Genomic DNA, 24,701 nt, shown 5'->3' with positions numbered 1-24,701 from the left:
TTTGCGGCCGTGAACCCGGGCTGAGACGGCGTCCGAAACGAATTCGCCCGGGAGCGGTATCCGCTCCCGGGCGATGGACGTCTCACAGTTCGCGAGGGTTCAGTTCGGCACCGTGGCCTTCGATGCGGGCTTGGCCGCGACGGCATTCGCGGTCTGGCCGTGCAGGAAGTCGTAGGCCGCATGCAGGGCCTTGTCGTTCTTCTCTTCCGGCGGGACATAGGACTGCGATCCGGTCTGCTCGGTGCCGTCGGCGGCCGACAGATGCCCACGCATCTGGGACTCCGCCATCGTATCCATCCGGCCCTTCAGCTCGGGCGGCACGTCCTGGAGGATCTCGATGTCGGGCGCGATGCCCTGGGCCTGGATCGAGCGGCCCGACGGCGTGTAGTAGCGCGCCGTGGTCAGCGCCAGCGCGCCATTGCCGGCGCCGAGCGGAATGATGGTCTGCACCGAGCCCTTGCCGAACGAGCGCGTACCGATGATGGTCGCACGCTTGTGGTCATGCAGCGCACCGGCCACGATCTCGGAAGCCGAGGCCGAACCCCCGTTGACGAGGACGACGAGCGGCTTGCCCTTGGTGAGGTCGCCCCCATGCGCGGTGAAGCGCTGGGTCTCTTCCGGATTGCGGCCGCGGGTCGAGACGACCTCGCCGCGCTGCAGGAACGCGCTCGACACCGACACGGCCTGGTCCAGCAGGCCGCCCGGATTGTTGCGCAGGTCCATCACATAGCCGACGAGCTTCTCCGGCGGGACCTCCTTCGAGATCGACGCGATTGCCTTCTTCAGGCCGTCGGTCGTCTGCTCGTTGAACGAGGTGACGCGGATATAGCCGATGTCGCCGTTCTCGACGTGGAAGCGCACCGGGCGCACATGGATGATCTCGCGCTTGATCGCGACGTCGAGCGGGGCGTCGGCGCCCTTGCGCACGATCGTGAGCTTGGTCTGGGTGTCGACCGGCCCCTTCATCTTGTTGACGGCCTGCTCGAGCGTCATGCCCTGCACGGCATCACCATCGATCTTGCTGATGAGGTCGCCCGACATGATGCCGGCCTTCGACGCCGGCGTGTCGTCGATCGGCGAGACGACCTTGACCAGGCCCTCCTCCATCGTGACCTCGATGCCGAGCCCGCCGAACTCGCCGGAGGTGGTCTCCTGCATCTCGGTCCAGGCCTTGTCGTTCATGTAGCGCGAATGCGGATCGAGCGAGGTCACCATGCCGGTGATCGCGCCTTCGATCAGCTTGGCATTGTCGGGCTTTTCGACATAGCTCGCCTTCACCCGCTCGAACACCTCGCCGAACAAATTGAGCTTGGAATAGGCGTCATCCGCACTCGCTGCCGCCCGTGCTGCCCATACGCCGCCGTGCGGACTGGCTACCAGAAGGGTCAGACACGCTCCCGTGAGCGCGCCCAGAGGGAACAGCAGGGTTTTCCGCATGGATAGGCTGGCCTTTTTCTCGCGCTTCGGTTGGGCTGGGAGCCGCCATGCAAATGGCGATCCAGCCTGTTTCTCACAATACCATTCTGGTTTCTTCAAGGCCGGGATGCCACGCCGGCGGTTACACCGAAAAAATCCCGTCGTTCGAACCTAACCTTTTGGCAACGTTGCAGAACCCGTTCGGGCGCGGCGGGAATCGGCGGACCGGCCACGCCGCGCAGTCATACCCAATTTAGGATGGTTTTGCAGAGCCGGACGGGTTAGGCGATCAGACAAGGCTTCAAATTCTCGGGAGGATAACAATGAACGAAGCACCCAGCATCCGGCCGGAAAGGAACGTCGAACTCGGCGCCAGCAACGAGCCGTTCCAGAATCTGCACGAATTCATCCGCAAAGCGCGTGCCAATCTCAACCAGAATGCCTGGGATTATATCGTCGGCGCCGCCGAGACCGAGACCACGATGCGCCGCAACCGCATGGCGCTGGACGAGATCGCCTTCCGCCCGCGCGTGCTTCGCGACGTTCGCAAGGTCGACGGCACGGTCGAGCATTTCGGCCGCAGGATGCGCCTGCCCCTGGTGCTCGCGCCCGTCGGCGCGCTGGAGATCTTCGATCCGGATGGCGCGGCGAGCGTTGCACGCGCCTGCGGCACGTTCGGTGCGGCGCACATGCTGAGCTCGGTGTCCGAGCCCGGGCTCGAGAAGACTGCCGAAGCCGCCCCCGACGCGCTGCGAATCTATCAGCTCTATGTCCGCGGCGACGATGCCTTCGTCGCCGATGTCGTCAGCCGGACCGAGAAGAACGGCTATGCCGCCTTCTGCCTGACGGTCGACACCGCCCATTACAGCCGTCGCGAACGTGACATCGCCAAGCGTTACGTTCGGGAGAGCCGCCTGCGCGCCACCGGCGGCGACTACCAGAAGGGTCTGGAGTGGCGGACCGTGAAGATGATCAAGGACAAGTTCAATATCCCGCTGATCCTGAAGGGCATCGCCACCGCCGAGGACGCGCAGATCGCGATCGATCACGGCGTCGAGTGGATCTACGTCTCCAACCATGGCGGCCGCCAGCTCGATCACGGCCGCGGCGCCATGCATTTGCTGCCCGAGATCGTCGACGCGGTGAAGGGCCGCGCCAAGATCATGGTCGATGGCGGCTTCGGCCGCGGCACCGACATCGTCAAGGCCATCGCCGCGGGCGCCGACCTCGTCGGCATCGGCCGGCTGCAATGCTGGGCGCTGGCGGCGGCCGGCGAAGCCGGCGTGGCGCGGATGCTGGAGTTGCTCGAGGACGAAGTGCTGCGCTGTCTCGGCCTGCTGGGTGCCACCTCGTTCGCCGGGGTCGACAAATCCTGCCTGCACCAGGCGGCCGCAACCAACGCGCCGAGCGTGTTCAGCGCGTTTCCGCTGTTCGATCACGAGCCATATCGATACTGAGTGAAAGGATGCAGGTGACACCGCTCTCTCCCGGCAGCGCGGATGCGCTTCTGTTCGATCTCGGCCGCGTGGTGCTCGATATCGATTTCTCCAGGGCGATCGCCTGCTGGGCGGGCCATGCCGGCTGCAAGCCCGACGCCATCGTCGCGCGCTATGTGCGGGATAGCGAAGCCTATCGGCTGCACGAGATGGGGAAGATCAGCGACGAGGATTATTTCGCCTCATTGCGCTCTTCGCTCGGGATCGGCATCTCGGATGCGCAGTTCCTGGAGGGCTGGAACGCGATCTTCGCCGGCGAGATGCCCGACATCGCCGAGCTGCTGCCGCGGGCGGCGAAGCGGATGCCGCTCTACGCCTTCTCCAACACCAACCGTCCCCATGTGGACTATTTCTCGAAGGAATATGCCGACGTGCTAGGCCATTTCCACGAGCTGTATTTGTCGTCCAGCATCGGTCTGCGCAAACCGGATGCCGAGGCCTTCGACCACGTCGTCTCCGCGATCGGCGTACCCGCCGGGCGCATCGTGTTCTTTGATGACCTCGCCGAGAATGTCGAGGGGGCGCGAGCCCGCGGCTTGACGGCGGTCCATGTGACCTCCCCCCGCGACGTTGGAAATGCCCTCACGGCGCTGGGAATCTGACCGTTTCGGGACCTATTTCGCCTAACGGCGAGGAACCAAAAGACTTTGTGCATTTTTGTACAGAGTTCCGGGAACGAATGCCCGTCTCGGGACTCATTAGTCCGTTGGGAATTCTACATCGGATTGATCGACGTGTTGGGCAAAACCTACCTCACGAAGCAGGCCTCCCTGCTGATGAAATTCGCCAGAACCACCTCGGATTCTGACCTCTCCGCAAAATTGATCAGCAAGGCCGCCGACCTGAAATCTCAGGCCGATCCGCTGCCCGACAAGGATCAAGGTCCAAAAGCTCCCGACGTCACACTGGACGGCAGTCCGGATGGACAGGCGAGGAGCTGACCGATGCTGGCCGTGGCGCTCGCCATGATCGTCCTTGCCATGGCCACGCTTCTGCCGATCTGTCTCGTTCTCGGGACCATGCCGCGACGGGCCTGATCTCGCCCTCAAGTGCAGTGTGAGCAGCGAGCTGAGTTACGCCCGCTCAGCTGTTTTGCCTCTGCGCCCGCGCTCGGCTAGAAGACTGGCGGAACATTCGCCCGAACGCGCCGAGCAGGAGTTTTCGCCGTGGCCCTGATGCCGGTTTCTGACGCGCTTGCCGCGGTGCTGGCGGGTGCGGATCCGCTGCCGGAGGAGACGGTTTCCCTCGACAACGCCTACCATCGCGTGCTCACGCGCGACGTCGTCGCGCGGCGCACGCAGCCGCCGCAGGCAATGTCGGCGATGGACGGATACGCGGTGCGCGCGGCCGATGCCGCAACGATCGGTTCGACCCTCGCCGTGATCGGCGAGGTCGCCGCGGGCCGGCCGTTCGCAGGATCGGTCGGCGCCGGCGAGGCCGTGCGGATCTTCACCGGCGGCGTCGTTCCCGATGGCGCGGATGCCGTGGTGATCCAGGAGGACACCGTCGCTGACGGCAAGCGCATCACGATCAAGGAAGCCGCGATCTCCGGCCGGCACATCCGCCCCGCGGGCGTCGATTTCCGCGAGGGCGACGTGCTCCTGCGCAAGGGCAGCCAGCTCACCGAGCGCGACCTCGCGCTCGCCGCCGGGATGAATCACCCCCACCTCGCCGTCAGCCGCCGTCCGAAGATCGCAATCCTCGCCACCGGCGACGAGCTGGTGATGCCGGGCACCACGCCCGGTCACGGCCAGATCGTCTATTCCAACGGCTATGCCCTGCATGCGCTGGCTCGCAGCGAGGGGGCCGAAACCGTCGACCTCGGTATTGCCGCCGACGCGCTGGAGGCCACCACCGCCGGCATCCGCCGCGCGCGCGCGAGCGGCGCAGACGTCCTCATCACTACCGGCGGCGCATCGGTCGGCGACCACGATCTGGTCCAGCAGGCGCTGAGGGACGAAGCCGTCGCGATGGCCTTCTGGAAGATCGCGATGCGGCCAGGCAAGCCGATGATGCATGGACGGCTCGGCGCGATGGCTGTGATCGGCCTGCCCGGCAATCCCGTGTCGTCCTATGTGTGCGCCTTCCTGTTCATGGTGCCGCTGATTCGCGCGTTGTCGGGCCGGGCCGCAATTCATCATCACCGCGAGCGCGCCGTGCTCGGCCGCGACGTCGGCGCCAACGACCAGCGCGAGGACTATCTGCGCGCACGTCTGGAGCAGCGCGACGACGGCACGCTCGTCGCCCTTCCCGTCAGCCATCAAGATTCTTCGTTGCTTGCGAATCTCGCTGCGGCACAGGCACTTCTCGTGCGCGCACCGTTCGCGCCGAAAGCCGAGACGGGCTCGCCTTGCGAAGTGTTGCGGCTCCCCGTCTGAGCGTCCCGCCAATGCGCGTTCCGCGAACTTTGCTCTGTTCACGGTAAATTAAGCAGTTGCGGAACATGTATCGAACATATAGTGTCCGTTCATGATTTGTTTCGAGCATGTCGCGGCATATTGCTGAATTCAGCGTCTCGGAATCGAACGACATCAACCGGGGGACTTAGGTCGAGATGTTAACGCGCAAACAATACGAGCTTCTGCGGTTCATCAGTGAACGTCTGAAGGAAAGCGGCGTGCCGCCTTCTTTCGACGAGATGAAGGATGCGCTCGACTTGCGCTCGAAGTCGGGCATCCACCGCCTGATCACGGCGCTCGAGGAGCGCGGGTTCATCCGTCGCCTCCCCAACCGCGCCCGCGCGATCGAAGTCATCAAGCTGCCCGAGCTCCAGGCGGCCGCCGGCAGCCGCCGCGGCTTCACGCCGAGCGTCATCGAGGGCAACCTCGGCAAGGTCCGCGCGAGCTCAAGCCTGTCTGCCGACGAGGGCGAACGCCCCGTTGCCGTGCCGGTAATGGGCCGCATCGCGGCCGGCACGCCGATCGAGGCGTTGCAAACCCGCAGCCATACCATCAGCGTACCGCCTGACATGCTCGGCTCGGGCGAGCATTACGCGCTCGAAGTGCGCGGCGATTCCATGGTCGAGGCCGGCATCCTCGACGGCGACATGGCGCTGATCCAGCGCAACGAGAGTGCCGATACCGGCGACATCGTGGTGGCGCTGATCGACGACGAGGAAGCGACGCTCAAGCGCTTCCGCCGTCGCGGCGCCTCGATCGCGCTCGAGCCCGCCAACGCGGCCTATGAGGTGCGCATCCTGCCGCCCAACAGGGTGAAGATTCAGGGCAAGCTGATCGGCCTGTACCGGAAATACTGATACCGGAAAGTATCCGGCGCATCCGCGCTCGCATGAGCAACGATCGCCATCGACGATTGGAGCGGACGATTGTCCGCTCCCGCTGGGTAGTCTTTCTGGTTTCGCGCAGATTATCCGGCCCCTCCTCCGGCGCTTCATCCTCGGCACGCCGCATGAAGCAGCACCGCTTCGCGGCCTCAGCAGCTCGAGGAAACAGCCATGCGCCAGATCGTCTTGAGCACAGTCGCGGCGGCGCTGATCGCAGTATCAGCGTCGCAAGCCGCCGCACAACCGCCTCGCCCTGTCTGCAAAGGTGGCGGTTAGCGAACGAGCCCGCGCCGGCCGCAATGCAATCGCCTGCCGTCGCAACCGAGCTGGCATTATTCGGGATGGTCGGCCCCCTCAGGGCGCTGACACGCGCCTGCAGAATGCACGGGAAGAGGCTTTGTTCCTATTGGATTCGGGAAAGTTAATGTGATCGTGGCCTGCGGATCCCAGCCGCAGATTTGCCTACAACCAAGCAGACCGTTGCGTGCTTGAACTCTGATAGAGGCCTGCGCCTCGATAAGAGACGCGGGTCGCTGTCTTCGCAAGAGGAGCACCCGATGTGTGACTACAGCCTGCATGCCGTCGCGTCGCGCCCCGCCGAAGTCGGCGAGACGATCGTCACGACAACCTTCCGCGGCACCTCCACGCGCGGCTTTGCGTCCGCAGCCGATCCGACAGTTGCCGTCTGCCTGCTGCCGGGAACGGAGCTCGCCTTTGCCGACAACGTCCGCTACGACAATCGCTGGATCTGGACGCGCACCATCAATTCCCGCGTCGGGAAGTTCGGCAAGATCGATCCGCACATTCCCGATCGCCATCATGACGCGATCGAATTCCCCGACGGTAAATACGTGCTGGTAACGCAGCTCGTTGAAGGCCAGCACGCAACCGTGCTGCAACTGCCGGTGACGCAGCAGCCGGCCGGCGAACGCGAGCACAAGCCGCAGATCACTGCCGACAGACAGCCGACGATTACCCGGCTGCCGATCGGCTGAACACAGCCGCTTCCGGCCGCAAGGTCGGAGGCCAGGATCGAATTGCCATCGCCGGCCGTGGCCGGCGAGACGGTATGGCTTGCGCCCCGCGAAATCCGATCGGATCGACCAAGCCGTTGCGCTTTTCCCGCCGCACGAAGTTTGAGCCGCCCTGCCTGAATTTTGAACGTCCGCCACACAGCCAAATGACCGATGCTGTCAAGGCTTGAGACGGCGGACATGCTCGATGAAAACCTTCATTCGCGTCGTTGAACTCTGGGTGCCGGACCGGACGCGCATGCGGCTGGAGTTCGGTGGCGGCCTCTACGGCGAAGGGCTGTCCGCGTTCAAGGCCGTCAGCGAAGGCTTGCATTTCGGATATGACGAGGGCCTTCCCGGCAAGGCTTGGGCCTCCGGCCACCCCGTGATCCTCACCAAATTCGCCAACTCCTATTTCAAGCGTACCGATCAGGCCCTCGCAGCCGGCCTCACCTGTGGGGTGGCGGTGCCCGTGTTCGCCGGCGAATTCCTCCAGGCCGTCATGGTGCTGTTCTGCGGTGAGGAAGAGGCCCATGTCGGCGCGATCGAGCTCTGGCACAACGACCCTGACGTCTCCCACGAGATGGGGCTCGTCGACGGCTACTACGGCACCGCCGACATGTTCGAATTCAACTCCCGCCACACCAAATTTCCGCGCGGTTTCGGCCTGCCCGGGCGGACCTGGAAGGCGGGGCTGCCGCTGATCATCAAGGACCTGCACGATGCGAAGAGCTTCCTGCGCTGGGAGGACGCGGCCAAGGTCGGGATCAATCTGGGCGTCGGCGTTCCCTATCGGACCGGCGTAGACCATACCTGGGTACTGACATTCCTCTCCGCGCAAGCCACGCCGATCGCGCGACGCTTCGAGATATGGGTTCCGAACGAGACCCGCTCGGCGCTGTTCTTTCGCGCCGGCGATTGCAGTGCGCAGACCGACCTCGCCGCGCTCTATGCAGGAAAATCCATCGCCAGGGGCGAAGGCAGCATCGGTGGCGCCTGGGCCACCGGCATGCCCGCGCTCAACGACGAGCTCGCGCATGACGGCTCGGCCGCCGGCTCTGAGGCCTGCGCATCCGGACTGAGCCGGATGGTGGCCTTGCCGGTCATCGGCAACAGCACGCTCGAAGCCGTGCTGGCCTGGTACCTCTAAAGCGCGATGAGATTGCGATGAATCATCATCGCGCTTTAGCGTTCTTGTTTGAGCATGACCTTTTCGGAAAACCGCTTCGCACTTTTCCGGATCATGCCCTGCCCGATCGGTTCAATCGTCGGCCTGCAAGTCGGTCTCCGCCGGCGTTGCGTCGCGGTTGCGGGGCGCAGCCGTCTTCGGCGCAAGACTGCCGTCGAAATCACCTTCGCCGGCGCCGGCCGGCAACCAGGGGCGGCTCGCACCTCGCGCCCTCACCGCCTGAACCGCAAAGCCGTCCCCCCGCTGCGTCAGGGCCAGCGCGCCCTGGCTCGCGAGCCGCTGCCGATCGACCACCATCGCGGCGCAATCGGGCGGCACGGGACGCGCCGTCACCACAAGCGCGGCCCGGCTGCAATCGTCCGCCAACGCGTCGATGCGCAGTGCCAGCGCGACCAACCGCCCGTCGCCGAGCGGCGTCACGCAGCCGGACTCGTCGCAGGACACGCCGTCGGCCAGCGAGGCATGACCGCCATCGCGCGGATCGGCGTCGGCAGCCAGCCATTCCTTGAGCAGAAAGCCGTCCTTGCTGGCCCGGATCAGATGCAGTTGCCCGTCCCTGCCCCGCACCGCGACACTCGCACCGTCGCCGGCAATCAGGATGTCGGGCTGGCGCGCGGCCAGCCCCCAGGCAATCGCGGCCAGCAACACCAGCGCGCCGGACCAACGCAGCGGCGTGCGCAGCAGGCCCATCACGATGATCCCGAGGCTGGCCGCGATCAGCGGCGCGATGCCGAAGGCCGGGATGCGGCCGACCGCGCCCGGTAATGCGGCGACCCAGCGCGAGACCGCGATCATCCAGTCGATGCCGATTCCCATCAGCCACCAGCACACGCTGTCGAGCCCGAACGGCGCCGCAAGCAGGCCCAACAGCCCCGCCGGCATCACCAGCGCCGAGACGACCGGCATCGCGCCGAGATTGGCGAGCACGCCGAACGGCGTGACGCGGTGGAAGTGGAAGGCGGCATAGGGCGTGGTCGCGAGCCCCGCGATCAGCGAGGCCAGGAACAGCATCGCGATCTCGCGGCCGCCCCACATCGCAACGCGCGCGGTCGCCGAATGGTCGGGCGAGGCAAACAAGTTCGGCATGCCGATCTGCACCAGCGCCACCAGCCCGAGCGTTGCCGCGAACGACATCTGAAAACTCGGATGCACCAGCGCTTCCGGCGCGACCGCCAGCACGATCAGCGCGGCCACGGCCAGCGTACGGAAGGTGATGGCGCGGCGATCGACCATCACCGCGATCAGCACCACCGCGGTCATGAAGAACGATCTTTGCGTGGCCACCTCCGCACCAGACAGCAGCAGGTAGAACGCGGCCGCAACCAGCGCCGCGGCCGCCGACCATTTCTTGATGGCGAAGCCGGCCGCCAGTCCCGGGATCAGAGCGAGCAGCGCACGGACCGCAAAGAAGACCACGCCGGCGACGACGGCCATGTGATAGCCGGAGATCGAGAGCACATGGCCCAGCCCCGAAATGAACATCGCATCGTTGACGGGGGTGGTGATCGCATCGCGCCGGCCCGTGAGCAGCGCGGTCGCGATCGCGCGATTGTCGCCGTCGAGCGTCGCACGAATGCGTGCGTCGATCGCATCGCGCAGGCCCTGCATCAAGGCCGCGTAGCGCAGCCGCAAACCACCGGCATCCGGCGGCACTGAAGCTGCGATCGCGCCCATCACGAAGCCGGAGGCGCCGATGCCCTGGAAGAACATGTCGCGGGAGAAATCGTAGCTGCCGGGGCGGAGCGGCGAAAGCGGCGGCAACAGCCGCGCCTTCAATTGCACGAAGCTGCCGACCTCGGGCGCGGTCCCCTTGCGGACCGACAGGCGCACGCGCTCGAGCTTGACGTCACTGCGCGGTACCTCCATCGCGGTGACCCGCAGAACGAAACGGTCGGTGCGCTCGCGGATGTCGCGGGCCTCGACGAAGCCCGACAACGACACCGAATAGAGCGGTTTTGCCAATAAGGTGTGGGCGATGCGCGCCGTCTTCCAGGTCGCGGCGGCGAAGCCGGCCGCGACCGCCGCGATCATGATTGCGGCCGCAAACAGCCGGCTCCGCCGCAACAGGACCGCCGCGATCGTGAGCGCGACCGCCGTCGCAGCGACGACCCAGAGCACCGGCTCATGATCTGCGGCAAAGTACAGCGCGATACCGCCGCCGAAAGCGACAGGCACCCAAGGCAGCAGCCGGCCGGCGCCGGCCTCGGCCCGCGCCCAAATGCGCAAGGCCTCGACGATCGAGGGCCAGGCGCCAAAACCTGCGGGCACGAAGCCACCGGCAGGCGCGGCTCGGCCGACAGGCCAAGTCCCCGCGATCCCGCTTGCAGTCCCCTGGGACCGAACTGGCCGGCCCTGCTCCGCCATTCCCTGCACCTTGCGATACGCAACCGGCGCAGAGGCTACCGGAACGTGCAGGCAGCCGAAAAGCGGTACAGATCAGGAACGGAAGGGCTTCGCCCTATTTTTCCTGTTCCATCGTAACGGCGACGTCCGCCTTGGCCGACAGCCGCACCTTGTTGCCCTCGACACCGGCGACGAGGCCCTTGTCGATGAAGTGATGGTGGCCCTTGTGGCTGCCTTCGCCGCTGTCCTTCTTGGTCAGCTTGATGCGGTTGCCCTCGACCTTGTCGACGGTGCCGACATGGACGCCGTCGGCGCCGATGACTTCCATATGCTCTGCGATGTTCTGCATGGTGGGTTCCTCTTCTGGACCCACACAACGCGCGAGGTGCGCGTTCGTTGCCTTCGCCGGAATGACGATGCCGTGCGCGCTCCTCAGATCAACGCCGCCTGCGACGAGGCGTGATGATTGACGATCTTCCAGTCGCCGTCCTCGCGAATGATGACCCAGCTCATCTTGACGACGAGATCCGGGCGCTCGCCGCCGAGATCGAACGAGATGCTCGCGGCCACGTTGATCAGGTCAGGACCGGACTGCGCAACACGCACCTCGGAAAACACCGCGCACGGCCTGCGCCAGCGCGGTAGGCCGTTGAAATAGTCGGCGACGCCGTCCCGGCCCCGATAAAGTCGTGGGTTTGATCCGAAGAAGAACGCGTTTTTCGCATAAAGCGACGACAGCCCGGCCGCGTCGAGCGTTGCGAAGCCGGCGCACCATTTCGCGATGATGGCGGAAACGATGGCGTCGGCTTCGTTGCTCATGCGTGCTCAACCTTTGGCGACTTCTTTCGCGAACGTATCGCGCAGGCCGATGGTCCGCGAGAACACCGGCTTGCCCGGCGTCGAGTCCTTGTCGCGCACGAAATAGCCCTGGCGCTCGAACTGCATCGGCTCGGTTGAATTGCTCTCCGCGACCGAGACCTCGACTCGGGCATCAGCCAGGATCTCCAGCGACTGCGGATTGAGGTCGGCCGCGAAGTTCGAGGCGTCCGGGCTCGGATTGGCGAACAGCTGGTTGTAGATGCGGATCTCCGCAGGCACCGAATTTGCCGCCGGCAGCCAATGCATGGTCGCCTTGACCTTGCGGCCATCGGGTGCGTTGCCGCCCTTGGTCGCAGGATCATAGGTGCAGCGCAGCTCCACAACCTCGCCGCTATCGTTCTTGATCACGCCGGTGCACTTGATGAAGTAAGCATAGCGCAGCCGCACCTCGTTGCCCGGCGACAGGCGGAAGAACTTCTTCGGCGGGTTCTCCATGAAGTCGTCCTGCTCGATATAGAGCTCACGGCCGAACGTGATCTTGCGCGTGCCGGCGGAAGGATCGTCCGGGTGGTTGATCGCCTCGAGCTCTTCGGTCTGCCCTTCCGGATAGTTCTCGATCACCACTTTCAGCGGCCGCATCACGCCCATGCGGCGCTGCGACGTCCGGTTCAGCTCCTCGCGGATGCAGAACTCCAGCATGCCGACGTCGACCACGCTGTTGGCCTTGGCCACGCCGATGCGCTTGACGAATTCGCGAAGGGCTGCCGGCGGCACGCCGCGGCGGCGCATCCCCGCCATGGTCGGCATGCGCGGATCGTCCCAGCCCGCGACATGGCCCTCGCGCACGAGCTGGGTCAGCACGCGCTTGGACAGCAGCGTGTAGGTCAGGTTCAGCCGTGCGAATTCGTACTGGTGCGGCTTGGACGGCACCGGCAGCTTCTCGATGAACCAGTCGTAGAGCGGACGATGATCCTCGAACTCCAGCGTGCAGATCGAATGCGTGATACCCTCGATCGCGTCCGACTGGCCGTGGGCATAATCGTAGCTCGGATAGATGCTCCATTTGGTGCCGGTGCGCGGATGGTGCGCATGCAGGATGCGGTACAGCACGGGATCGCGCAGATTGATGTTGCCCGCGCCCATGTCGATCTTGGCCCGCAGCACACGCGCGCCGTTCGGGAATTCGCCGGCTTTCATGCGGCGGAACAGGTCGAGATTCTCGTCCACGCTGCGGTCGCGGAACGGCGAGTTCTTGCCGGGCTCGGTCAACGTGCCGCGCGAGGTGCGGATCTCCTCCTGGGTCTGGTCGTCGACATAGGCGAGCCCGTCGCCGATCAGCTTCTCCGCCCATTCATACAGGCGGTCGAAATAGTCCGAGGCGAAGAACAGGTTCTTGCCCCAGTCGAAGCCGAGCCAGCGCACGTCGGCCTGGATGGAATCGATATATTCCTGCTCTTCCTTGACCGGGTTGGTGTCGTCGAAGCGCAGATGGCAGCGGCCTGGAAACTCCTGGGCGATGCCGAAATTGAGCGCGATCGACTTGGCGTGGCCGATATGCAGGTAGCCGTTCGGCTCCGGCGGGAACCGGGTCACGATCTCCTGGTATTTGGCCTGATCGAGATCGGCCTGGATGATGTCACGAATGAAATCGCGCCCAACCTCAGTCGCCACCGGTTCTGTCATTGCGAAAATCCTGTAGGGAAATCAGCGGTCCTTCTGCCAAATTCACTTGGCTGAGCCAAGGGCTTAAGCAAGGCCTCGGCGGTCCGCTGCCGGGCTTTAGTTATGCTCCGGTCCTGGTATATACCACCGCCTCCAATGCATAGGCCCTGCCAAGAATGACCGATTCCGTCGTCACCCGCTTCGCTCCCTCCCCGACCGGCTTCCTCCATATCGGGGGCGCCCGCACGGCGCTGTTCAACTGGCTCTATGCGAAGAAGCACGGCGGCAAGATGCTGCTGCGGATCGAAGACACCGACCGGGAGCGCTCCACGGAGGCGGCGATCGGCGCCATCCTCGACGGCTTGAAATGGCTGGAGCTCGGCTGGGATGGCGACGTCATCTACCAGTTCAGCCGCGCGGCCCGTCACCGCGAGGTCGCCGAGCAGCTGCTCGCCGACGGCAAGGCCTATCGCTGCTACGCCACCGCCGAGGAGCTGACCGCGATGCGCGAGAAGGCGCGCGCGGAGGGCCGCACCCGCCTCTATGACGGCCTATGGCGCGACCGCGATCCGGCCACCGCACCTTCCGACGTCAAGCCCACCATCCGCCTGCGGGCGCCGCAGACCGGCGAGACCGTGATCGAGGACCAGGTCCAGGGCCGCGTGGTCTGGCAGAACGAGAATCTCGACGACCTCGTGCTGCTGCGCGGCGACGGCAACCCGACCTACATGCTCGCGGTGGTGGTCGACGACCACGACATGGGCGTCACCCACGTCATCCGCGGTGACGACCATCTGATCAACGCCGCACGCCAGAAGCAGATCTACGATGCGATGGGCTGGGCTCTGCCGAGCATGTCCCACATCCCGCTGATCCACGGCCCGGACGGCTCGAAGCTCTCCAAGCGGCACGGCGCGCTCGGCGTCGATGCCTACCGCGCCATGGGATACCTCCCGGCCGCGCTCCGCAACTATCTCGTCCGGCTCGGCTGGAGCCATGGCGACCAGGAGATATTCTCGACCGAGGAGATGATCGCGGCGTTCGACCTCGCCAGCGTCGGCCGCGCCGCCGCGCGCTTCGATTTTGCCAAGCTGGAAAACCTCAACGGCCACTACATCCGCCACGCCGACGATCAATCACTCGTGAAGATGTTCGAGGACGTGCTCGACCACGTCGTGCCCAGCCGCGACGAGCTTAAGGCCAAGTTGAACGACACCACGCGCGCACAGCTCCTGAAGGCCATGCCGGCCCTGAAGGAGCGCGCCAAGACACTGATCGAGCTGATCGACAGCGCCTATTTCATCTTCGCCGACCGGCCGCTGGAGCTCGATCCGAAGGCGGCAGCGCTGCTGACGCCCGACAACCGCAAGCTGATCGGCCAGCTACATTCCGCGCTGGAGAAAGTCGCAACATGGAGCGGCGCCAGTACGGAAGCCGCGCTGCGCGCCTTTGCCGAGGAAAATAGTCTCAAGCTCGGCGCGGTCGCCCAACCCTTGCGGGCCGCGCTGACCGGACGGTCGACGTCGCCTGGTATTTTTGAGGTTTTGGACGTCCTGGGACGCCAGGAAAGCCTGGGCCGGCTTGGGGATCAGGCCAAGGACTAGGCCAAGGACCAGACTACGACGTAAGTCGACCATGCACGGCGCCATCTTGCAGCGCACACAGCAATAATATACCCATCTCCACGGTACTTCTGGAACATCCGGCCTGCCCCATCAACTCCTTTGGGGCCTTCCGGGTCCGGCCCGTTTCACCACACATCGGGGACCTCTGATGGACGCAAAAGCAAGCAATAAGACCGCCACGCTGACGGTCGGAAACAAGAATTACGATCTCCCGATCCACAGCGGCAGCGTCGGGCCTGATGTCGTCGATATCGGCAAGCTCTACGGCCAGTCCGGCCTGTTCACCTACGATCCCGGCTTCACGTCCACTGCGAGCTGCCAGTCCAAGATCACCTATATCGACGGCGACGCGGGCGTGCTGGAATACCGCGGCTACCCGATCGAGCAACTCGCCGAGAACGGCGACTTCCTGGAGACCTGCTATCTCCTGCTCTACGGGGACCTGCCGACCGCCGCGCAGAAGAAGGATTTCGACGACCGCGTGATCCATCACACGATGGTGCACGAGCAGATGGCCCGCTTCTTCCAGGGCTTCCGCCGCGATGCTCATCCGATGGCGGTGATGGTGGCGTCCGTCGGCGCGCTCGCCGCGTTCTATCACGACTCGACCGACATCAACGATCCCAAGCAGCGCATGATCGCTTCCATGCGCATGATCGCCAAGATCCCGACGCTGGCGGCGATGGCCTACAAGTACACGGTCGGCCAGCCCTTCGTGTATCCGAAGAACTCGCTGTCCTTCGCCGAGAACTTCCTCAACATGTGCTTCGCCGTGCCGTGCGAGGACTACAAGATCAACCCGGTGCTCGCTGACGCGCTGGACAAGATCTTCATCCTGCACGCCGACCACGAGCAGAACGCCTCGACCTCGACGGTGCGTATCGCCGGCTCATCCGGCGCCAACCCGTTCGCCTGCATCGCCGCCGGCATCGCCTGCCTGTGGGGCCCGGCGCATGGCGGCGCCAACGAAGCCGCGCTCGCGATGCTCGCCGAGATCGGCTCGGTCGACAAGATCCCCGAGTTCATCGCCAAGGTGAAGGACAAGAACAGCGAAGTCCGCCTGATGGGCTTCGGCCACCGCGTCTACAAGAACTACGATCCGCGCGCCAAGATCATGCAGAAGATGTGTCACGCCGTGCTCAAGGAGACCGGCCATGGTGACGATCCGATGCTGAAGGTGGCGCTCGAGCTCGAGAAGATCGCGCTCAGCGACCAGTACTTCATCGACCGCAAGCTCTACCCGAACGTCGACTTCTATTCGGGCATCACGCTGAAGGCGATGGGCTTCCCGGTCTCGATGTTCACCGTGCTGTTCGCGGTCGCCCGCACGGTCGGCTGGATCAGCCAGTGGAGCGAGATGATCGAGGATCCGCAGCAGAAGATCGGCCGTCCGCGCCAGCTCTACCCCGGCGTCACCCGCCGCGACTATGTGGCGATCAAGGATCGGAAGTAAGTCCTGGCCGATACGGCTTTCGAAGCGGCGCCATCACAGGATGGCGCCGTTTTGTTTTGTGCAGACGCCGTTGCAGGTCCGTCCGATGCTGCCGCGCACAACAACAAGTCGGCGCAATGCGTCGGCCGGCGCTTGACGTCGAAACGCTTCGCGCGCAAATTCTTACACTAAGTAAGAATGACGACAGGGATGGAAATGCCGGAGCAGCCGCGAAGTCGGCGGCAGACGCGTGCCGCCATTTTGACTCACCTGCTTCAGTCGGGCGGCTCGTTTCGTCCGCCGCTGGCCAGGGCCGTGCGCCTGTCCGAGGCGAGCCTGTCGCGCATCGTGTTCGACCTGAAGACCGAAGGCCTGATCGCGGAGGTGCGGCGCCCTGCCCCCTATGTCGGCGGCCCCACCGGCCTGGTGTCGCTCGGTTCTTCGGTGGCACTCGCAGCCGTTGAGCTGACCGGTCAATGGCTCAGCGTTGGCGTCGGCGGCCTGTCGGGCGAACTGCATTACACCGAGCGTGTGCCGCTGCCGGTGAAGCTGAATCTCGGGTCCGTCAGCCACGTCTTTCGCGAGGCGCTGGCCTTGCTGCGGGACTGGACACGCCAGCGGCGTGTCAGGCTCGCGCAGATCGGCGTCTCCGTTCCAGGCCTCGGCCGATTGAGCGAGTTTGGCAATCCGATCATCCCCTGTGATGTCGGACATATCAGCGACATGCTCGGCGAGATGTTTGCCGGCGTGCCGGTCGCGTTCACCAACTCCGTCGTGGCGCACGCCACGTTTCATCGCTGCCGCACGGAAAACTATCCATTCAGCGGCGCGCATCTGTTCGTCTTTGTCGGCCAGGGTGTTGCCGGCACCTGGATGGATGATCCGGTCGAGGACGATGCCCTTCAGCCGGTCGAACTCGGCCACATGGTGTTCGCTGCCGACGGACCGCGTTGCCGCTGCGGCCATCACGGCTGCGTCGAGGCCTATACGTCGCTTCCGGCCCTGGCCGAACTGTTGGGCGTCACCGAAGCCGACTTGCTCCGGCTCGGCAACGAATGGGTGACCACGATCCCGCTTCTGCCACGCGTGCGTCAGGAGTTGCGCGAGCGCTTGTTCCGGCTTGGCCTTGCGATCGGCAATACGCTGAACGTGAAGCCTTGCCGCGGCGTTGCGATCAGCGGCTGGCCGTCGCTTCTCTCCGAGGACGATCGCAAGGCCGTGGTCGACGGGATTGATGCCTGTCTGCTGGGTGGACGGACACTGGCACAGGTGTCGCTCGCCTTCGTGCCGCCCTCGACCGGCAACGATCCGCAGGCTGCGCTCGCCTTCGCCGCCTTCTGCCTCGCCAGATGCGGCGGAATGCACGCGGCTTCTACGGAGGCCGCCTGACATGAACTAAACCGCGCCTTTGACGCGCCAACAGCTTTCACACCGGGAGGAACTTGACATGCCGATCACCACAACAAGGCGCCGTCTGCTCGCTGGATCTGCGGCCGCGCTCGCACTGCCGGCATTTGCCCGCGCACAAGGCGCACTCAAGCCGCGCCTGACCGCAATCTCGCAATGGTCCGCGGGCAGCGACGGAGCGGCGATCACGGCGCTTGGCAAGAAATTCGAGGAAAAAGGCGGGATCTGGCAGCACTCGCCCGTCCCCGGGTTCACCACCGAGATGATGAACAAGCTGCGCGCTCAGATCATGGCGGGCGATCCGCCGGCCTGTTCGCAGCTCAAAGGTCCCGAGATTGCAGCCTGGTCGAAGATTGCCCCGACCGTCGATCTCGACGCCGTCGTCGCTGCCGCCGGCTATGAAAAGGTCGTCGCGCCAGATCTTGCAAAATTGCACAAGCCGGGGGGCAAGTGGATTGCCCTGCCGCTGCAGATCTACAGCACCAACATGCTGTTTCTCTCCAAACGCGCGATGGACAAGGCCAAGGCCGACAAGATCCCCGTCACATGGGCTGAGTTCAACGACCTCGCCGAAAGGATGAAAGCAGGCGGTGTCCCCTATCCCGTCGCAAACGGCGGCACCCGCCCCGACGACGGCCAAAAATTCGAGGCCGCTTTGGCGGGCATCAGTCCCGCTGCATACCGCGCTGCCATCATGAATCTCGACGCGAAGGCCCTGAAGGGACCCGAGATCAAGGCAGCGTTCGTACAGGTGCGCAAGATCGCCGACTGGATGGACCCCAACGTCGGCGCCCAGCACTTTTCGACCAACCTGAAGCGCTTCATCGACGGCGACATGGGCATGATGATCATGGGCGGGTGGGCGCAGGGCGTATTGCGCAATGCCGGTTTCAAGTTCGAGGACTTCATGATCGCGCCAGGCCCCAGCGACAATAGCAAGCCGGTCTTCCTCTTGAATGCCGATGCGTTCATATTCTGGCAGCGCAAGGAGCCCGACCTGCAAGCCGGCCAGACGCTGATGGCCCAACTCGTGATGGATCCGGCGATCCAGACGATGTATTCGCAGATTACGGGATCGATACCCGTGCGCACCGATGTCGATCTTTCCGGTGAAGGCTGGTCGGACGGTCAACGGCGGACCGCAGCTGCTCTGAAGGACGCTATCGCCAGCAATCAGGCCGTCCTCAGTCTTGCGCACAACATGGCGCAGGAAAACGGCATGACCGCGGCGTTGATCGACGTGATCACCGAGTACGTGAAGGACAAGACGATCAAACCGGAGCAGGCGGCCACCCGCCTCGCCGAGGCCGTCGAGGGCGCGCGTTGACCAACGCCGTCTCGACGAAACCGGGCCGGCCGGCGGCTTCCGATCTGGTGCGCCGGCTGCCCGAATACCTGATGATCTGGGTGCCGCTGCTGCTGTGCGCCGTGCATCTCGTGTCGTTCTCGCTGTGGACGATCTGGATATCGTTCACGCCATCCACGCTGGTCCCGGTCTCGGGCTGGGTGGGTTTGCGCAACTACACCGCGGTCCTGGCATCGCGAAACTGGCAGATCGCCTTCGACAATCTGCTGCTGTTTGGCAGCGCTTTCGTGCTGCTGAGTGCGGTGACCGGGCTCGTCCTTGCGATCCTGCTCGATCAGCGCATTCGCGGCGAAAACGCGCTGCGATCCATCTTTCTCTACCCCCTTGCGGTGTCTTTCGTCGTCACCGGCACGGTCTGGAGCTGGCTGCTCAATCCCGGCATCGGAATCCAGAAGCTGGTTCACGACCTCGGCTGGACCTCCTTCAAGTTCGACTGGCTGATCGACCGCGACATGGCGATCTGGACCATTGTCATCGCTGCGATCTGGCAATCCTCCGGCTTCGCCATGGCGCTGTTCCTTGCCGGCCTTCGGTCCGTCGATGCCGACATTATCAAGGCCGCGCAGATCGACGGCGCGGGACCGATCCGAACCTACTGGCGCATCATTCTGCCGACGCTTTGGCCGATCACCATCACCGTCGTCGTTGTCCAGTTGCAGTTTGCGATTTCGGCTTTCGACCTCGTCCGTGCGCTCACCAATGGCGGGCCGGGAATCGCGACCCAGCTGCCGGCTCTCGTCGTCTACGACCTGATGTTCCAACGCAGCCTGCTCGGCCGGGGGGCGGCAGCGGCTGTGCTCATGTTGCTTATTCTGCTCGCGGTCCTGCTGCCGTATGCAGCGTGGCGCTATGTCCAGAAACGGCGGGCGACCCATGCGTGAGCTCGCGCCAGGCCGCGTTCTGATCTATCTCATCGTTTCGCTGATCGCTGCAACATGGCTCGCGCCATTGGCGGTTGTCGTGCTGAACTCGCTGCGCACCAACGAGGAGATCGCGCAGGGGTCGATGATCGGCTGGCCGCAACACTTGGCCTGGAGCAACTACGCCGCTGCCTGGAGCGGCTTCTGCGTCGCCGAGACCTGCGCCGGTATCCGGCCGTACATGCTGAACTCCGCGCTCGTCACGATCCCCGCGACGATTTTCTCGACACTGCTCGGTGCGGTCGCCGGTTACGCCGTGTCGCTCTGGCGCTTTCGCGGCGACAACTGGATCTACGGAATCGTGACCCTAGGCCTCTTCCTTCCCCAGCAAATGCGCCTGCTTCCCTGGACCATCGTGCTGCGCGATATCGGCCTCATCAACACGCTGACGGGCCTGGTTCTGATTCACACGATCCAGGGGCTCTCCTTCACCACGCTGTTCTGCCGAAACTACTATGTCGCCATTCCCCACGAATTGATCAGGGCCGCGCGCATCGATGGCGCCGGGTTCTTCCGTATTTTCTGGCGCATCATCCTGCCGCTCTCGCCTCCGATCCTGATCGTCACCGTGATCTGGCAGTTCACGCATATCTGGAACGAGTTTCTCTATGGCGTGACGTTCACGAACGGCCAGCAGCAGCCCGTCACGGCCGCTCTCATCGCGCTGTCTGCCGCCGTCGCGGACATCCCGCAGCATGGCGTGCAGAGCGCCGCGGTGATCATCGCAGCGCTCCCCACTCTGCTGATCTATCTCCTCGGTGGCAGGTACTTTGTTCGCGGCCTGACCGCTGGCGCAGTGAAATGATGGATTTGTCATGGCAGCATTGAGCATTCGCGCCCTGTCCAAGCGTTACGCCAATCTGGAGGTGCTGAAGGGCATCGATCTCGACATCGAGAGCGGCGAGTTCACCGTTCTGGTCGGACCGTCCGGCTGCGGCAAGTCCACGCTGCTCAACATCGTCGCCGGGCTCGATCGTGCGAGCGACGGCACGATCGAGATCGGCGGGCGCGTGGTCAATGACGTTCCGCCCAAGGACCGCAACATCGCCATGGTGTTCCAGTCCTACGCGCTCTACCCGTCGATGACGGTGCGACAGAACATCACCTTCGGCATGGAATGCCGGCACGTAGCCAAGGCGGAGCAGGAGAAGGCGCTGGCGAACGTGGCCAAGCTGCTCCAGATCGAGCCCCTGCTCGGCCGCAAGCCGTCGCAACTCTCCGGCGGCCAGCGCCAACGCGTGGCGATGGGGCGCGCGCTGGTGCGCGATCCCCTGCTCTTCCTGTTCGACGAGCCGCTCTCCAATCTCGACGCCAAGCTGCGGGTCGAGATGCGGATGGAGATCAAGCGGCTGCATCAGCGCATCGGCGCCACCATCATCTATGTCACCCACGACCAGATCGAGGCGATGACGATGGCAACCCGCATCGCCGTGATGCATCGGGGCGTGGTGCAGCAGTTTGCCGATCCGGATACGGTGTATCGTTATCCGGCCAATCTGTTCGTTGCCCGTTTCATGGGTTCGCCGCCGATGAACACGATGCCGGCACGGCTCGAGGCTGATGCCGGTGGGCCGGTGGTCGTGATCGGCGCGGGGCGGCCGGATGAGGTTCGGCTCCGCTTGCAAGGATACGACGCGGCGATCCCCTTTGTCGGCCGCGAGGTGGTGTTCGGGATCAGGCCGGAATGCATCGCGGAAGGCAGCCGCGTGTTTCCCGGCGATGCGCCCGTCGTCCTCAGCGCGCCGGTGGAGATGGTCGAGCCGACGGGGGCCGAAACGATCGTGCTGCTGCGGCTCGGCGGCGAGTCGGCGCTGGCGCGCATCACGCCGGATATCCGCCCCGCGCCTGGGGCTACCGCGTCCTTTGCGCTCGATACACGGCGCATTTGCCTGTTCGACCCCGAGACGGAGCGACTGATCGCATGACCCAGACGAGCTATTCCAGCCTTGCCGGCCGCGTGGTGTTGGTTACCGGTGGCGCCAGCGGCATCGGAGCCGCCTTCGTGCGGGCGTTCGCGGCCCAGGGCGCCCGGGTCGCCTTCCTCGACGTCGATGCGAGCGCCGGCGAGGCACTGGCGCGGGACGTGGCGGCCGGATCCGCCTCCGCGCCGTTGTTCGTGCCATGCGATCTCCTGGACATCGACGCCCTGCGCGCCGCGATGGGAAAGGTGCACGGATCGCTCGGCGATGCCGCAGTCCTGGTCAACAACGCTGCCAATGATCAACGCCAGGTGCTGGCCGAGGTGACGCCCGCCGAGTTCGACTGGATGGTCGGCGTCAACCTCAAGCACGTGTTCTTTGCGGCCCAGGCGGTCGTGCCACAGATGCAGGCGCGCGGCGGCGGCTCGATCATCAACATGTCGTCGATTGCCTGGATGCGTGGCGCGCCGGCACTGCCGGTCTACGCTGCGGCCAAGGCCGCGATCGTCGGCTTCACCAACTCGCTGGCGCGGCTGGTCGGTCCCGACCGCATCCGCGTCAACGCGATTGCGCCGGGCATGGTGATCACCGAACGTCAGCGCCGGCTGTGGTATCCGGACGAGCAGGTCATCGCCGAGATTCGTACGCGGCAGGCCATCCCCGATGCGGTGACGCCCGAGGACATCGCAAACATGGCGTTGTTCCTGGCATCCGACGAAAGCCGGCGCATCACGCGCCAGTGCTTCCAGGTCGATGGCGGACTTGGCTAGCTCGTCCGCCTGCCCTTGCGCATGGTCGCGAGCAAAATGTCGGCGGCGCGCACGCTCGGCGATTGATCGCCGGTGGACATGATGGCGTCGAGCCGCGCGAAGGCCTCGACCTGCCGGCGGCGCATGTCGCTGTCCGTGAGCAGATCCGTCAGCGCCGGCGCGAGCTTCTCCGGCGTGCAGTCCTCCTGCAAATACTCCGGAATCACTTCCTCGCCGATCACGAGGTTGGCAAGGATCACCGAGGAGACGCTGATCGCACGGCGCAGGATGAAGGCCTCGATGGCGCCGACGCGATAGGCCGTCACCATCGGAATGCCCGACAACGCGAGCTCCAGCGTCACAGTGCCGGATTTTGCCAGCGCCGCGCGCGCGATCCGGAAGGCGGCGCGTTTCTCGCTTTCGCCAACCACGATCTGCGGCTTGACCGGCCAGGCCGCGATGCCTTCGCGAATGGTGGCTTCGAGATGCGGCATGGTCGGTAGCACCAGCTCAAAGCGGCGGCCTTCCGCCTGCAACCGGCCGATCGTGGCGCCGAACACCTCGATATGGTGCCTGATCTCGCTGCGGCGGCTGCCGGGCAGCACCAGCAAAACCGGCGGCTCGCCGTCACGGCGAGCCCGCTCCTCCGCGTTCGGACGCAGCGAGGGCAATTGCTCGATCAGGGGATGGCCGACATAGCTGCATGGCGGCCCGCCGAGCTTGCGGTATTCCTCCGGTTCGAACGGCAACAGGCCGAGAACATGATCCACATAGCCGAGCATGGTCCGCGCCCGTCCCGGCCGCCAGGCCCAGAGCTGCGGCGAAACGTAATCGACGACCGGGATGGCGGGATTGCGCGCCCGCACGCGGCGGGCGACGCGATGGGTGAAATCAGGACTGTCGATGATGACCAGCGCGTCCGGCGCTGCCACCAGCACGGCCTCCGCGGTCTCGCGGATCAGCCGGAGAATTTTTGGCAATTGATGCACGACCGCGGCGAAGCCGACGATCGACAGCTCCTCGATCGGAAACAGCGATTCGAGTCCCTCGCGCGCCATGGTGCCGCCGCCGACGCCCTCGAACTGCACGCCATCGCCGAGGCGCTGGCGCAGCACCTTCATCAAGGCGCTACCGAGCCGGTCGCCGGATTCCTCCGTCGCGATCAGAAAGATCTTCCGCTTGGGATCGCGGCTCTGCATCACGCCGGCAGGCCGATGACGAAGAGATATTTGGCATCGGCGAGCGCGATCATCGCCTGCGGCTCGGCGGCGATGGTGTTGCCGGCGACGACGGCGATGCCGGCCAGCCCGGCGGCGGCGACACCTTCGAGGGTGCGCGGGCCGATGGTAGGCAGGTCGAAGCGCAAATCCTGTCCGCTCTTCGGGACCTTCACCAGCACGCCCCGCCCGGCGGCGGCGCGGATGCGGCCCTCCTCGCGCAGGCGTGCCACGCGCGCGAGCAGCGCATCGGTGCCCTCGATGTCCTCGACCGCCACCACATGGCCGTCGATCACGACCGCAGCCTGGCCGATGTCGAACGGACCGAGCGCGGTCAGCACCGCGCGTCCGCGCTCGATGTCGGTCTTTCCGGTATCGCTCGGCCAGGCGCGGCTGATGCAGCCCTCGGGCATCAGCAGATCGGGCGCGACATCCTTGATGCCGACCATGCGAAACCCGCCCTCCTCGAGGATGCGCCCGACGCCGGACAACAAATGATCGTCGCCGCCGCGGAAGGCCCGGATGACGTTGCCGAGCAGCCGCAATGTCGTGAAGTCGAACCGGACTTCCGAGAGCGAGGGCCGTACCAAGGTGCCGATGAAGATCAGATCGCGGCAGCCTTCCTCGCGGAACAGGCGCATGGCGCGGCCGAGCTGGCCGACCGAGATCCAGCGATGGCGGAATTTCTCCACCCGCGCAGGATCGCAGGCCCCGCGCAGCGGAAACAGCACCGGCGTGATGCCGCGCGCGGCGAGCGACTCGGCGACCGCGAATGGCATCGCGCCGCCGCCGGCGACCACGCCGACCGGCGATGAAATGTCCGAAGCCGCCGATGTCATTCCCGC

At 65.1% G+C, this 24,701-nt stretch carries 22 protein-coding genes; 15 read left to right on the top strand and 7 right to left on the bottom strand.

All coding sequences use genetic code 11. The features are described 5' to 3' along the window. Positions 1-99: 99 nt before the first annotated feature. Entirely contained in the window at positions 100-1,437 is a 1,338-nt protein-coding gene (locus OC450_RS22970; protein ID WP_256807243.1) for a S41 family peptidase, read from the bottom strand. A gap of 302 nt (positions 1,438-1,739) precedes the next feature. On the opposite strand from OC450_RS22970, the gene OC450_RS22965 reads away from it, so the two are divergent. The 7 genes from OC450_RS22965 to OC450_RS22935 all read left to right on the top strand — a co-directional run bounded on the left by OC450_RS22965 (position 1,740) and on the right by OC450_RS22935 (position 8,358). Then, on the top strand, positions 1,740-2,873 hold the full coding sequence (locus OC450_RS22965) for an alpha-hydroxy acid oxidase (RefSeq protein WP_211387158.1): 1,134 nt from the start codon (positions 1,740-1,742) through the stop codon (positions 2,871-2,873). An 8-nt stretch (positions 2,874-2,881) separates the two neighbouring features. Continuing rightward, positions 2,882-3,514 carry an HAD-IA family hydrolase gene (locus OC450_RS22960; protein ID WP_256807241.1) on the top strand — a complete coding sequence of 211 codons (633 nt, stop codon included), beginning with the start codon at positions 2,882-2,884 and terminating at the stop codon, positions 3,512-3,514. 132 nt (positions 3,515-3,646) lie between these two features. Next, positions 3,647-3,853 carry a hypothetical protein gene (locus OC450_RS22955; protein ID WP_256807265.1) on the top strand — a complete coding sequence of 69 codons (207 nt, stop codon included), beginning with the start codon at positions 3,647-3,649 and terminating at the stop codon, positions 3,851-3,853. Between the two features lie 225 nt (positions 3,854-4,078). Continuing rightward, positions 4,079-5,290, top strand: coding sequence for a gephyrin-like molybdotransferase Glp (glp, locus tag OC450_RS22950; protein ID WP_262048736.1), 1,212 nt, complete (start codon positions 4,079-4,081; stop codon positions 5,288-5,290). Positions 5,291-5,466: 176 nt separating this feature from the next. After that, complete coding sequence (gene lexA, locus OC450_RS22945; RefSeq protein ID WP_027518170.1) at positions 5,467-6,168, top strand: transcriptional repressor LexA; 702 nt, start codon at positions 5,467-5,469, stop codon at positions 6,166-6,168. 584 nt (positions 6,169-6,752) lie between these two features. Then, positions 6,753-7,190: a hypothetical protein gene (locus OC450_RS22940; protein ID WP_211387161.1), complete on the top strand. Its 438-nt coding sequence runs from the start codon at positions 6,753-6,755 to the stop codon at positions 7,188-7,190. Between the two features lie 226 nt (positions 7,191-7,416). Next, positions 7,417-8,358: a GAF domain-containing protein gene (locus tag OC450_RS22935; RefSeq protein WP_262048735.1), complete on the top strand. Its 942-nt coding sequence runs from the start codon at positions 7,417-7,419 to the stop codon at positions 8,356-8,358. A 111-nt stretch (positions 8,359-8,469) separates the two neighbouring features. Here the strand turns inward: OC450_RS22935 and OC450_RS22930 are convergent, their stop codons facing one another. The 4 genes from OC450_RS22930 to OC450_RS22915 all read right to left on the bottom strand — a co-directional run bounded on the left by OC450_RS22930 (position 8,470) and on the right by OC450_RS22915 (position 13,242). Further along, positions 8,470-10,761, bottom strand: coding sequence for a ComEC/Rec2 family competence protein (locus tag OC450_RS22930; protein ID WP_262048734.1), 2,292 nt, complete (start codon positions 10,759-10,761; stop codon positions 8,470-8,472). 94 nt (positions 10,762-10,855) lie between these two features. Continuing rightward, on the bottom strand, positions 10,856-11,089 hold the full coding sequence (locus OC450_RS22925) for a DUF2171 domain-containing protein (protein ID WP_211387167.1): 234 nt from the start codon (positions 11,087-11,089) through the stop codon (positions 10,856-10,858). An 83-nt stretch (positions 11,090-11,172) separates the two neighbouring features. Continuing rightward, positions 11,173-11,559, bottom strand: a complete 387-nt coding sequence (locus OC450_RS22920; protein ID WP_262048733.1) for a YybH family protein — start codon at positions 11,557-11,559, stop codon at positions 11,173-11,175. A gap of 6 nt (positions 11,560-11,565) precedes the next feature. Beyond that, positions 11,566-13,242 (bottom strand): glutamine--tRNA ligase/YqeY domain fusion protein, encoded by a 1,677-nt coding sequence (locus OC450_RS22915; RefSeq protein ID WP_262048732.1) that lies wholly within the window; start codon positions 13,240-13,242, stop codon positions 11,566-11,568. 155 nt (positions 13,243-13,397) lie between these two features. On the opposite strand from OC450_RS22915, the gene gltX reads away from it, so the two are divergent. From gltX to OC450_RS22875, 8 genes are all read left to right on the top strand, one after another. Further along, the gene (gltX, locus tag OC450_RS22910; RefSeq protein ID WP_211387170.1) at positions 13,398-14,825 is read left to right on the top strand and encodes a glutamate--tRNA ligase; all 1,428 of its coding nucleotides are present in this window, start codon (positions 13,398-13,400) and stop codon (positions 14,823-14,825) included. Between the two features lie 169 nt (positions 14,826-14,994). Further along, positions 14,995-16,299, top strand: coding sequence for a citrate synthase (gltA, locus tag OC450_RS22905; RefSeq protein ID WP_262048731.1), 1,305 nt, complete (start codon positions 14,995-14,997; stop codon positions 16,297-16,299). A gap of 189 nt (positions 16,300-16,488) precedes the next feature. Further along, positions 16,489-17,667: an ROK family transcriptional regulator gene (locus OC450_RS22900; protein WP_262048752.1), complete on the top strand. Its 1,179-nt coding sequence runs from the start codon at positions 16,489-16,491 to the stop codon at positions 17,665-17,667. 58 nt (positions 17,668-17,725) lie between these two features. Next, positions 17,726-19,012 carry an ABC transporter substrate-binding protein gene (locus tag OC450_RS22895; protein ID WP_315986396.1) on the top strand — a complete coding sequence of 429 codons (1,287 nt, stop codon included), beginning with the start codon at positions 17,726-17,728 and terminating at the stop codon, positions 19,010-19,012. Then, positions 19,009-19,932 (top strand): carbohydrate ABC transporter permease, encoded by a 924-nt coding sequence (locus tag OC450_RS22890; protein WP_211387173.1) that lies wholly within the window; start codon positions 19,009-19,011, stop codon positions 19,930-19,932. The genes OC450_RS22895 and OC450_RS22890 overlap by 4 nt, the downstream gene beginning before the upstream one ends. After that, positions 19,886-20,776: a carbohydrate ABC transporter permease gene (locus OC450_RS22885; RefSeq protein WP_372703167.1), complete on the top strand. Its 891-nt coding sequence runs from the start codon at positions 19,886-19,888 to the stop codon at positions 20,774-20,776. The genes OC450_RS22890 and OC450_RS22885 overlap by 47 nt, the downstream gene beginning before the upstream one ends. Positions 20,777-20,786: 10 nt before the next feature. Beyond that, positions 20,787-21,896: an ABC transporter ATP-binding protein gene (locus OC450_RS22880; protein ID WP_211387175.1), complete on the top strand. Its 1,110-nt coding sequence runs from the start codon at positions 20,787-20,789 to the stop codon at positions 21,894-21,896. Beyond that, positions 21,893-22,660: an SDR family NAD(P)-dependent oxidoreductase gene (locus tag OC450_RS22875; protein WP_256807235.1), complete on the top strand. Its 768-nt coding sequence runs from the start codon at positions 21,893-21,895 to the stop codon at positions 22,658-22,660. Before OC450_RS22880 ends, OC450_RS22875 begins: the two co-directional genes overlap by 4 nt. Here the strand turns inward: OC450_RS22875 and lpxB are convergent. After that, complete coding sequence (lpxB, locus tag OC450_RS22870; RefSeq protein WP_262048729.1) at positions 22,657-23,841, bottom strand: lipid-A-disaccharide synthase; 1,185 nt, start codon at positions 23,839-23,841, stop codon at positions 22,657-22,659. The genes OC450_RS22875 and lpxB overlap by 4 nt on opposite strands. After that, positions 23,838-24,695 (bottom strand): LpxI family protein, encoded by an 858-nt coding sequence (locus tag OC450_RS22865; protein WP_262048728.1) that lies wholly within the window; start codon positions 24,693-24,695, stop codon positions 23,838-23,840. The genes lpxB and OC450_RS22865 overlap by 4 nt, the downstream gene beginning before the upstream one ends. Between the last annotated feature and the right edge of the window lie 6 nt (positions 24,696-24,701).

Source organism: Bradyrhizobium sp. Bra78, assembly GCF_024519855.1.
Lineage (GTDB): Bacteria > Pseudomonadota > Alphaproteobacteria > Rhizobiales > Xanthobacteraceae > Bradyrhizobium > Bradyrhizobium japonicum_G.
Note: the sequence above shows the minus strand (reverse complement) of the source record. Positions and strands in the feature narration are given on the sequence as shown.

What these genes read in the sequence shown, in the direction of transcription:
- OC450_RS22970 (WP_256807243.1), bottom strand. Translation starts at nt 1,437, where the DNA reads ATGCGGAAAACCCTGCTGTTCCCTCTGGGCGCGCTCACGGGAGCGTGT.
- OC450_RS22965 (WP_211387158.1), top strand. Translation starts at nt 1,740, where the DNA reads ATGAACGAAGCACCCAGCATCCGGCCGGAAAGGAACGTCGAACTCGGC.
- OC450_RS22960 (WP_256807241.1), top strand. Translation starts at nt 2,882, where the DNA reads ATGCAGGTGACACCGCTCTCTCCCGGCAGCGCGGATGCGCTTCTGTTC.
- lexA (WP_027518170.1), top strand. Translation starts at nt 5,467, where the DNA reads ATGTTAACGCGCAAACAATACGAGCTTCTGCGGTTCATCAGTGAACGT.
- OC450_RS22940 (WP_211387161.1), top strand. Translation starts at nt 6,753, where the DNA reads ATGTGTGACTACAGCCTGCATGCCGTCGCGTCGCGCCCCGCCGAAGTC.
- OC450_RS22935 (WP_262048735.1), top strand. Translation starts at nt 7,417, where the DNA reads ATGAAAACCTTCATTCGCGTCGTTGAACTCTGGGTGCCGGACCGGACG.
- OC450_RS22930 (WP_262048734.1), bottom strand. Translation starts at nt 10,761, where the DNA reads ATGGCGGAGCAGGGCCGGCCAGTTCGGTCCCAGGGGACTGCAAGCGGG.
- OC450_RS22925 (WP_211387167.1), bottom strand. Translation starts at nt 11,089, where the DNA reads ATGCAGAACATCGCAGAGCATATGGAAGTCATCGGCGCCGACGGCGTC.
- OC450_RS22920 (WP_262048733.1), bottom strand. Translation starts at nt 11,559, where the DNA reads ATGAGCAACGAAGCCGACGCCATCGTTTCCGCCATCATCGCGAAATGG.
- OC450_RS22915 (WP_262048732.1), bottom strand. Translation starts at nt 13,242, where the DNA reads ATGACAGAACCGGTGGCGACTGAGGTTGGGCGCGATTTCATTCGTGAC.
- gltX (WP_211387170.1), top strand. Translation starts at nt 13,398, where the DNA reads ATGACCGATTCCGTCGTCACCCGCTTCGCTCCCTCCCCGACCGGCTTC.
- gltA (WP_262048731.1), top strand. Translation starts at nt 14,995, where the DNA reads ATGGACGCAAAAGCAAGCAATAAGACCGCCACGCTGACGGTCGGAAAC.
- OC450_RS22900 (WP_262048752.1), top strand. Translation starts at nt 16,489, where the DNA reads ATGGAAATGCCGGAGCAGCCGCGAAGTCGGCGGCAGACGCGTGCCGCC.
- OC450_RS22895 (WP_315986396.1), top strand. Translation starts at nt 17,726, where the DNA reads ATGCCGATCACCACAACAAGGCGCCGTCTGCTCGCTGGATCTGCGGCC.
- OC450_RS22885 (WP_372703167.1), top strand. Translation starts at nt 19,886, where the DNA reads ATGCAGCGTGGCGCTATGTCCAGAAACGGCGGGCGACCCATGCGTGAG.
- OC450_RS22880 (WP_211387175.1), top strand. Translation starts at nt 20,787, where the DNA reads ATGGCAGCATTGAGCATTCGCGCCCTGTCCAAGCGTTACGCCAATCTG.
- OC450_RS22875 (WP_256807235.1), top strand. Translation starts at nt 21,893, where the DNA reads ATGACCCAGACGAGCTATTCCAGCCTTGCCGGCCGCGTGGTGTTGGTT.
- OC450_RS22865 (WP_262048728.1), bottom strand. Translation starts at nt 24,695, where the DNA reads ATGACATCGGCGGCTTCGGACATTTCATCGCCGGTCGGCGTGGTCGCC.